Origin of the sequence: Mycobacterium sp. E3247 (assembly GCF_001667785.1) — a bacterium.
GTDB lineage: Bacteria > Actinomycetota > Actinomycetes > Mycobacteriales > Mycobacteriaceae > Mycobacterium.
In genome coordinates, this window is sequence record NZ_LZJG01000052.1 from 74,946 (window position 1) to 81,931 (window position 6,986).

Consider the following 6,986-nt stretch of genomic DNA (forward strand, 5'->3'; position numbering starts at 1 on the left):
CCCTAGGTCGCCTCGGCCCGGCTTTCGAGTTTTTTGACCGCGGCGGGATCGTTCTCGGTCAGCCCGATTTTCGCGGCGCCGCCGGGTGAGCCGAGTTCGGTGAAGAAGTCGGCGTTGATCTGGGTGTACTGGCCGTATTCGCCGGGCAGGTCGTCCTCGTAGTAGATGGACTCGACGGGGCACACCGGCTCGCAGGCGCCGCAGTCCACGCACTCATCGGGGTGGATGTAGAGCATCCGTGCGCCCTCGTAGATGCAGTCCACGGGGCATTCCTCGATGCACGCCTTGTCCTTGATGTCGACGCAGGGTTCGGCGATCACATAAGCCATGACGCCATAGTCGTCGCCCCGACTGGGCGCGAGTAGAGGTCTCGGCGTTGTGAAGTCACAAGCTATGGTTGTGTCACACGGATTGATTGTGAGGGGATCAGCCATGCCGCTCAGCGCCCGGATGCCGGAGCTCGCCTCGTTCGAGGTGTTCTTGGCGATCGCCGAGACCGGCAGCCTGGGCCGCGCCGCGCGCGAACTCGGGCTGACGCAGCAGGCCATTTCGCGGCGGCTCGCGTCGATGGAGGCGCAGGTCGGGGTGACGCTGGCGGTGCGGACCACCCGCGGATCGCAACTGACGCCGGCGGGCCTGATCGTCGCGGACTGGGCCCGACGGTTGCTCGAGGTCGCCACCGAGCTCGACGCGGGAATGGGGGCGCTGCGCAAGGAGGGTCGTGAGCGGATCAGGGTGGCGGCCAGCCAGACGATCTCCGAACAGCTGATGCCGCACTGGCTGCTGTCCCTGCAGACGGAGGCGACGCGCCGCGGTGGCGCCGCGCCGCAGGTGATGTTGACCGCCACCAACAGCGAGCACGCGATCGCCGCGGTCCGCGACGGCACCGTCGATTTGGGATTTGTCGAAAATCCGGGCACACCAAAGGGATTGGGTACGTGCGTGGTGGGTCAGGACGAGCTGGTGATCGTGGTGCCGCCCGGTCACAAGTGGACGAGACGGGCGCGGGGTGTCTCCGCGCGCGAACTGGCGGAGACGCCGCTGGTTGCGCGCGAACCCCGTTCGGGGATCCGGGATTCGCTGACGGAGGCGTTGCGCCGGGTGCTGGGCGACGACATGGAACAGGCGCCGCCGGTGCTGGAGTTGACGTCGGCGGCGGCGATGCGCGCGGCCGTGCTCGCCGGCGCGGGCCCGGCGGCCATGAGCAGGCTGGCGGTGGCCGACGACCTGGCCGTCGGGCGGCTGCGCGCCGTCACGATCCCGAAGTTGGACCTACGCCGCAAGTTCCGCGCGATCTGGGTGGGTGGGCGCACCCCGCCGGCCGGGGCGGTCCGAGACCTGTTGAGCCACATCAACAGCCGTTAGGCCGCGGCGTCGGCAGCCAGGGCTTCGTCGTAACGGTCGAGCACGGTGGCGGCCACCAGGCGGTGCGCGCCGAGCGGCGCGGCCATCGGAATGTCGTTGTCCCGCGCGTAGGTTGCGACGCCGTCGGTGAGCAGCCCCGGCGCCAGGAACCAGGGTGCGATCACGAGCCGGCGCGCGCCGCGGCGGCGCAGGTGGCCGGCGGCGCGCTTCACCGACGCCTCGGGACGGGTGGCGAAAGCGGTGGTGGCACCGGCCCACCGGGTGCCGACGGCCAGCCGGGACGCGACCTTCGCGGTGCGCACGTTCGCCGCGGTATTGGACGAGCCGATCGCGACCACCATCACCCCGAGGTGGTCGTCGAGCGGGCAAACCCCGATCTCGGTGAGGCGTTCGCGCAGCACCGACACCAGACGCTCGTCCTCGCCGAGCACGTCGGCCTGCCGGATGCCGTGGGCGCCCGCTTTGGCGATCTGCGTGGGGATGTCGCGTCGCGCGTGGTAGGCGCTGGCCAGCAGCAGCGGGGCGACCACCGCGCGGCGGCGGTCCGGCAGTCCGGCCAGGACGTCGGCGAAGTTCGGTTCGTTGAGCTCCAGGAACGCCAGCCGCACGTCGAGGCCGGGGCGCACGCTCGCCAGCCGGTCGGCGACGGCCTGCGCGTTGGCGCCCGACCGTGGGTCCCGGCTGCCGTGGGCGGTGAGGACGAGGGTGCTCATGTTGCGTGCAACCCGCATTCGACCTTGTTTCGTCCCCGCCAGCGCCCACTGCGAGGATCCTCACCCTCGGCCGGCTTGGAGGTGCAGGGGGCGCAGCCGATGGACGGGTAGCCCTCCTCTACGAGCGGGTTGACCAGCACGTTGTTGCGCTCGATGTAGTCCTGGACGTCTTCGTCGGTCCAGGTCGCGATCGGGTTGACCTTGATCAGCTCGAACGACTCGTCGAAGCTGATCAGCGGCGCGTTGGCGCGGGTGGCGGCCTCCACCCGCCGCAGCCCGGTCACCCAGGCCGCGTAGCCGCGCAGGGCGCGGCGCAGGGGGAGGACCTTGCGCAGCCGGCAGCATTCGTTCGGTTCGCGGGCGAACAGGTCCTTGCCCAGCAGTTCGTCTTGTTCGGCCACGGTGTGCTCGGGCGTGACGTTGAGCAGGTGGATGTCATAGACGGATTCGACCGCGTCGCGGGTGCCGATGGTTTCGGCGAAGTGGTAGCCGGTGTCCAGGAACAGCACCGGCACGCCCGGGCGTACGTCGGAGGCGAGCGAAATCGTCACGGCGTCTTGCATGTTGGCGGCCACCACGTACTCGCAGTTGGCCCAGCCGCGGGGACCGTCGACGCCGCCGAAGTGCTCATCGGTCCAGCGCAGGATGTCGACCGCGCCGGCGCCCTCCATCTCGGCAGCGCCGCGCGCCGCGAGTTCGCGCAACTGCTCGTTGGTGAAGTTCATCGCCACCATGGCGGGTCCTCAGCTCCTATCGCAGGTCGGCCTCGTCGGCGCGCAGCGCCCACGACGCGAAAGTCTCTCCGCCGTCGCGGCCTTCGAGGAATTTGCGGGTCACCCGGTCGATGTAGTCGCCGAGCTCGTCGCTGGTCACCTTGTGCTGGCGCAGTTTTCGGCCGAAGCCGCTCGCCTCGCCGAGGCCGCCGCCCAGGTGGACCTGGAAGCCTTCCACCGAATTGCCCTCGCCGTCGTCGATCCACTGGCCCTTGAAGCCGATGTCGGCGACCTGGATGCGGGCGCACGAGTTCGGGCAGCCGTTGAGGTGGACGCTGATCGGCACGTCGAGCCTGGAGTCGACGTCGGCCAGGCGCTGTTCCAGCTCGGGCACCAAAGTCTGTGTGCGCACCCGGGTTTCGGCGAACGACAGCTTGCAGAACTCGATGCCGGTGCAGGCCATGGTGTTCTTGCGCCACGACGAGGGCCGCGACGGCAACCCCAGCGCGTCCAGCGCGGCGACGGTCTCGTCGACCAAGGCATCGGGCACGTCCAGGATGACCAGCTTCTGGAACGGGGTCAGCCGCGCCCGGTCGGAGCCGACCTTCTCCATCAGGTCTGCGATCGCCGAGAGGGTGGCGCCCGAGACGCGGCCGGCGATGGGGGCGACGCCGATGGCGTTGAGCCCGTTCTTGATCTTCTGCACGCCGACGTGGTCGATGGTCTGCTTGACCGGCGCGGGGGCCGGGCCGTCGATGAGCGGACGCTTCAGGTATTCGGTTTCCAGCACCTCGCGGAATTTTTCGACGCCCCAGTCCTTGATCAGGAACTTCAGCCGGGCCTTGGCGCGCAGCCGCCGGTAGCCGTAGTCGCGGAAGACCTGGGTGACGGCCTCCCAGACGTCGGGCACCTCGTCGAGGGGGATCCACACGCCCACCCGCTGGGCCAGCATCGGGTTGGTCGACAGGCCGCCGCCCACCCACAGGTCCATGCCGGGGCCGTGCTCGGGGTGGTCGACGCCGACGAACGCGACGTCGTGGGTCTCGTGGGAGACGTCCTGCAGGCCCGAGATCGCGGTCTTGTACTTGCGTGGCAGGTTGGCGTATTCGGGGTTGCCCATCGAGCGGCGGACGATCTCCTCGATGGCGGGGGTGGGGTCGAGCACCTCGTCGAGCGAGTCGCCGGCCAGCGGCGAACCGTGGATGCCGCGCGGGCAGTCGCCGCAGGCCTCGGTGGTCTGCAGCCCCACCGCATCGAGGCGGCGCCAGATCTCGGGGACGTCCTCGATGCGGATCCAGTGCAGTTGCAGGTTTTCCCGGTCGCTGATGTCGGCGGTGTCGCGGGCGAACTCGGTCGAGATCTGGCCCAGCGTGCGCATCGAGTGCACCGTCAGCGGTTTGCCGTCGGTGCGGACCCGCATCATGAAGTACTTGGCTTCGATCTTGTCGGTGTTGTCGTCGCCGGTCCAGCTGCCGTCGTAGCCCTGCTCGCGTTGGGTGTACAGGCCCATCCAGCGGAAGCGGCCGCGCAGATCGGAGTGGTCGATGCTGTCGAAACCCTGCTGGGCGTAGACGTTGACGATGCGGTCGCGCACGTTCAGGGGCGCGTCGTCGTTCTTGATCTTCTCGGTGTCGTTCAGCGGTTCGCGATCACCCAGCGCCCACTGGCCCTCGCTGCGGGTCTTGGCGGGACGTGCTGTGGTCATGTGGTGTGCTCCTTCGCGGTGCAGATCGGCTGGGGCTGCAGGGCTGCGGGCCGCGGCATCGACGCGATGATGTCTGTTGGGGGCGCGCCGTTGCGCCCACGTCTCATGGCTTCATAGTGCCCGGCATAGGCGTGCGGTAGTAGAGGTCGCGCCGTTGTGAGGGCACAACCGTTGGTTGTGTGTGCCGGTTCACGTTTATTGGTTTGGCGCGCAGCGTGATTGCAGTAGCCTGCGGGTGTGACTGGGCCTTCGCCGGACGCCCGGGAGCGCTCCGCGCTGTGTGACCTTTTCGCCGGGCTCGGCCCGTCCGCTCCCACACTGATCGAGGGCTGGACCGCTCACGATCTGGCCGCCCATCTCGTGTTGCGGGAACACGACTTCGTCGCCGGCCCGTGCCTGGTGCTGCCGGGCCGCTTTCAACGGTTCGCCGAGCGGCGCCGGGTTGCATTGGCCCGGGGCGCGGAGTTCGCGTCGCTCATTGCGACGATTCGCTCCGGCCCGCCCGTCGGGTTCTTCCGCATCGGCTGGGTTCGCGCGATGGCGAACCTCAACGAGTTCTTCGTCCATCACGAGGATCTGCGCCGGGCGAATGGGCTCGGGTCGCGCGGTCTGCCGCCCGAGCTGGACGCCGCGCTGTGGCGCAACGTGCGGCGCGGCGGTCGGTACCTGAGTCGGCGGCTTTCCGGTTGCGGTCTTGAGGTCTCCTGGCTCGGCACCGGCGAGCGGGCCACGGTGCGGCCGGGTTCACCGGTGGCCGTGCTCCGCGGCCGACCGGGTGAGCTGCTGCTGTACCTGTTTGGCCGCGTCGGCGCGGCGGAGGTCGAGGTGAGCGGACCGCCCGAGGCCGTCGCGGCGGTGCGTCGCACACACTTCGGGATGTGAGGGGTCGCTCGGAGGCGGGCACTTCGGCATATCCCTCGAAGCGCCGGCGCGAATCCGTGCAGGAAACAGACGTCGCCTCAGATCGGCGGGCGTACCATCAGCTCACGCTCAACGACGAGCGGGGACGACATGACTCACACCCACACGGACTCGACCGACGTCGACAAATGGGACCGCGGTCTGACCGAGCACGTCGTCGCGCTGACCCGCCCGATCGTCAAGCACTATTTCCGCTCCGAGGTGCGGGGCCTGGACAACATCCCGGACGGGCCGTCGCTGGTGGTGGGCAACCATTCCGGCGGCCTGATGACGTTCGATCTCCCGGTGTTCGCCGTCGACTACTACGACACGTTCGGCTACGACCGGCCGCTGTACGCGCTGGGCTTCGACACCATCTTCGCCGGGCCCGCCGCTGATTTCTTCCGGCGCACCGGCGTCATCCGCGCGACGCGGGAGAATGCCGCCCAGGCGCTGGCCGCTGGGGCCGTCGTGCTGGTCTACCCGGGCGGTGACTTCGACGTCTACCGGTCGACCCTGCAGGAGACCACCATCGACTTCGACGGGCGAACCGGCTACATCACCACGGCCGTCGAAGCCGACGTCCCGATCGTTCCCGCGGTCTCCATCGGCGGGCAGGAGAGCCAGCTGTTCTTGAGCCGCGGTCGGTGGCTGGCGCGTGCGCTTCGGCTCACCAAGTTCGAGCGCAAGCTGTTTCGCACGGACATCCTGCCGATCTCGTTCGGCTTTCCGTTCGGGCTCAGCGTGGTGGCGCCGGTCAACATGCCGTTGCCCACCAAGATCGTCACCGAGGTGTTGCGGCCCATCGAGATCGCCAAATTCGCCGGCGCACACGACATCAAGTGGCTCGACGCGCACGTGCGGTGGGTGATGCGGAGGGGGCTCAGAGAACTTGCCGCCCAACGCCGTTACCCGGTGATCGGCTAAGCCCCTGCGAACACCACGTCGGGGTTGAGGATGCCCGCAGGGTCGAAGCTCTGCTTGATGCGGCGCATGAGGTCGACCTTGACGGGGTCTTCCAGCTCGAGGAAGTACGGGGTCTTCGCGCGGCCCAGGCCATGTTCGCCCGAGATCGCGCCGCCCAATTCCATTGCCAGCGCAAAGATGTCGGTCATCAGCTTCTTGCGGGTGGCCGTGTCCTTGCAGAAGATGGCCAGGTGGACGTTGCCGTCGCCGGCGTGCCCGCAGCCCGCCGAGGCGCCACCGGCGGCCGCGGCCAGACCGCGCGCGGCGGACAGGAACTTCGGCATCGCGGAGCGGGGTACCACGGTGTCGATGATGTCGTCGGCGCCGATCGCCTTCGCCGTCCAAAACGCCTTCTCGCGCGCCTCGATCAGCTTGCGTGCCGAACCCCCTTCCAGCACATAGGCATCCACGGCGCCCAGCTCGGCCAGCAGTTCGCCGGCCTTCTCGACGTCCTCGTCCAGCCGGTCCGCGGTCCGGTTTTCCAGCGCCACAACAAGATAGGCGTCGCAGCTGTCGCGGACCGTGTCCGGAATGCCCAACTCCAGGTTCTGGGTATGCACGAGCGCGGCCATCGTCACGTTGTCGATGTATTCCAGGATGTAGGGCGCCAGGCCGCTGCCCACC

Annotated in this window: 8 protein-coding genes; 3 read left to right on the plus strand and 5 right to left on the minus strand. The window is 68.9% G+C overall.

The annotated features are described in order from the left end of the window. Positions 1 to 2: 2 nt before the first annotated feature. The gene (fdxA, locus tag A9X04_RS02935; RefSeq protein WP_067917555.1) at positions 3 to 329 is read right to left on the minus strand and encodes a ferredoxin; all 327 of its coding nucleotides are present in this window, start codon (positions 327 to 329) and stop codon (positions 3 to 5) included. 103 nt (positions 330 to 432) lie between these two features. Here fdxA and A9X04_RS02940 point away from each other — a divergent pair, with 103 nt between their 5' ends. Next, positions 433 to 1,365 carry a LysR family transcriptional regulator gene (locus A9X04_RS02940; protein ID WP_067917556.1) on the plus strand — a complete coding sequence of 311 codons (933 nt, stop codon included), beginning with the start codon at positions 433 to 435 and terminating at the stop codon, positions 1,363 to 1,365. Here the strand turns inward: A9X04_RS02940 and A9X04_RS02945 are convergent. The 3 genes from A9X04_RS02945 to A9X04_RS02955 are packed head-to-tail and all read right to left on the minus strand — an operon-like array spanning position 1,362 to position 4,496. Beyond that, the gene (locus tag A9X04_RS02945) at positions 1,362 to 2,078 is read right to left on the minus strand and encodes a sirohydrochlorin chelatase (protein WP_067917557.1); all 717 of its coding nucleotides are present in this window, start codon (positions 2,076 to 2,078) and stop codon (positions 1,362 to 1,364) included. The genes A9X04_RS02940 and A9X04_RS02945 overlap by 4 nt on opposite strands. Beyond that, a complete protein-coding gene (locus A9X04_RS02950; RefSeq protein WP_067917559.1) occupies positions 2,075 to 2,812 on the minus strand; it encodes a phosphoadenylyl-sulfate reductase in 738 nt (245 codons plus the stop codon). The genes A9X04_RS02945 and A9X04_RS02950 overlap by 4 nt, the downstream gene beginning before the upstream one ends. A gap of 16 nt (positions 2,813 to 2,828) precedes the next feature. Beyond that, the gene (locus A9X04_RS02955) at positions 2,829 to 4,496 is read right to left on the minus strand and encodes a nitrite/sulfite reductase (RefSeq protein ID WP_067917561.1); all 1,668 of its coding nucleotides are present in this window, start codon (positions 4,494 to 4,496) and stop codon (positions 2,829 to 2,831) included. 237 nt (positions 4,497 to 4,733) lie between these two features. On the opposite strand from A9X04_RS02955, the gene A9X04_RS02960 reads away from it, so the two are divergent. Together A9X04_RS02960 and A9X04_RS02965 are read left to right on the plus strand one after the other, a co-directional pair. Next, positions 4,734 to 5,378 carry a TIGR03085 family metal-binding protein gene (locus A9X04_RS02960; RefSeq protein ID WP_067917563.1) on the plus strand — a complete coding sequence of 215 codons (645 nt, stop codon included), beginning with the start codon at positions 4,734 to 4,736 and terminating at the stop codon, positions 5,376 to 5,378. A 129-nt stretch (positions 5,379 to 5,507) separates the two neighbouring features. Continuing rightward, positions 5,508 to 6,323, plus strand: a complete 816-nt coding sequence (locus A9X04_RS02965) for a 1-acyl-sn-glycerol-3-phosphate acyltransferase (RefSeq protein WP_067917565.1) — start codon at positions 5,508 to 5,510, stop codon at positions 6,321 to 6,323. Here A9X04_RS02965 and A9X04_RS02970 read toward each other — a convergent pair. Beyond that, positions 6,320 to 6,986: FAD-linked oxidase C-terminal domain-containing protein (locus tag A9X04_RS02970; protein WP_304442382.1), on the minus strand; the 667-nt coding region annotated here is incomplete at its 5' end. The genes A9X04_RS02965 and A9X04_RS02970 overlap by 4 nt on opposite strands.

What these genes read in the sequence shown, in the direction of transcription:
- A9X04_RS02955 (WP_067917561.1), bottom strand. Translation starts at nt 4,496, where the DNA reads ATGACCACAGCACGTCCCGCCAAGACCCGCAGCGAGGGCCAGTGGGCG.
- A9X04_RS02950 (WP_067917559.1), bottom strand. Translation starts at nt 2,812, where the DNA reads ATGGTGGCGATGAACTTCACCAACGAGCAGTTGCGCGAACTCGCGGCG.
- A9X04_RS02965 (WP_067917565.1), top strand. Translation starts at nt 5,508, where the DNA reads ATGACTCACACCCACACGGACTCGACCGACGTCGACAAATGGGACCGC.
- A9X04_RS02945 (WP_067917557.1), bottom strand. Translation starts at nt 2,078, where the DNA reads ATGAGCACCCTCGTCCTCACCGCCCACGGCAGCCGGGACCCACGGTCG.
- A9X04_RS02940 (WP_067917556.1), top strand. Translation starts at nt 433, where the DNA reads ATGCCGCTCAGCGCCCGGATGCCGGAGCTCGCCTCGTTCGAGGTGTTC.
- fdxA (WP_067917555.1), bottom strand. Translation starts at nt 329, where the DNA reads ATGGCTTATGTGATCGCCGAACCCTGCGTCGACATCAAGGACAAGGCG.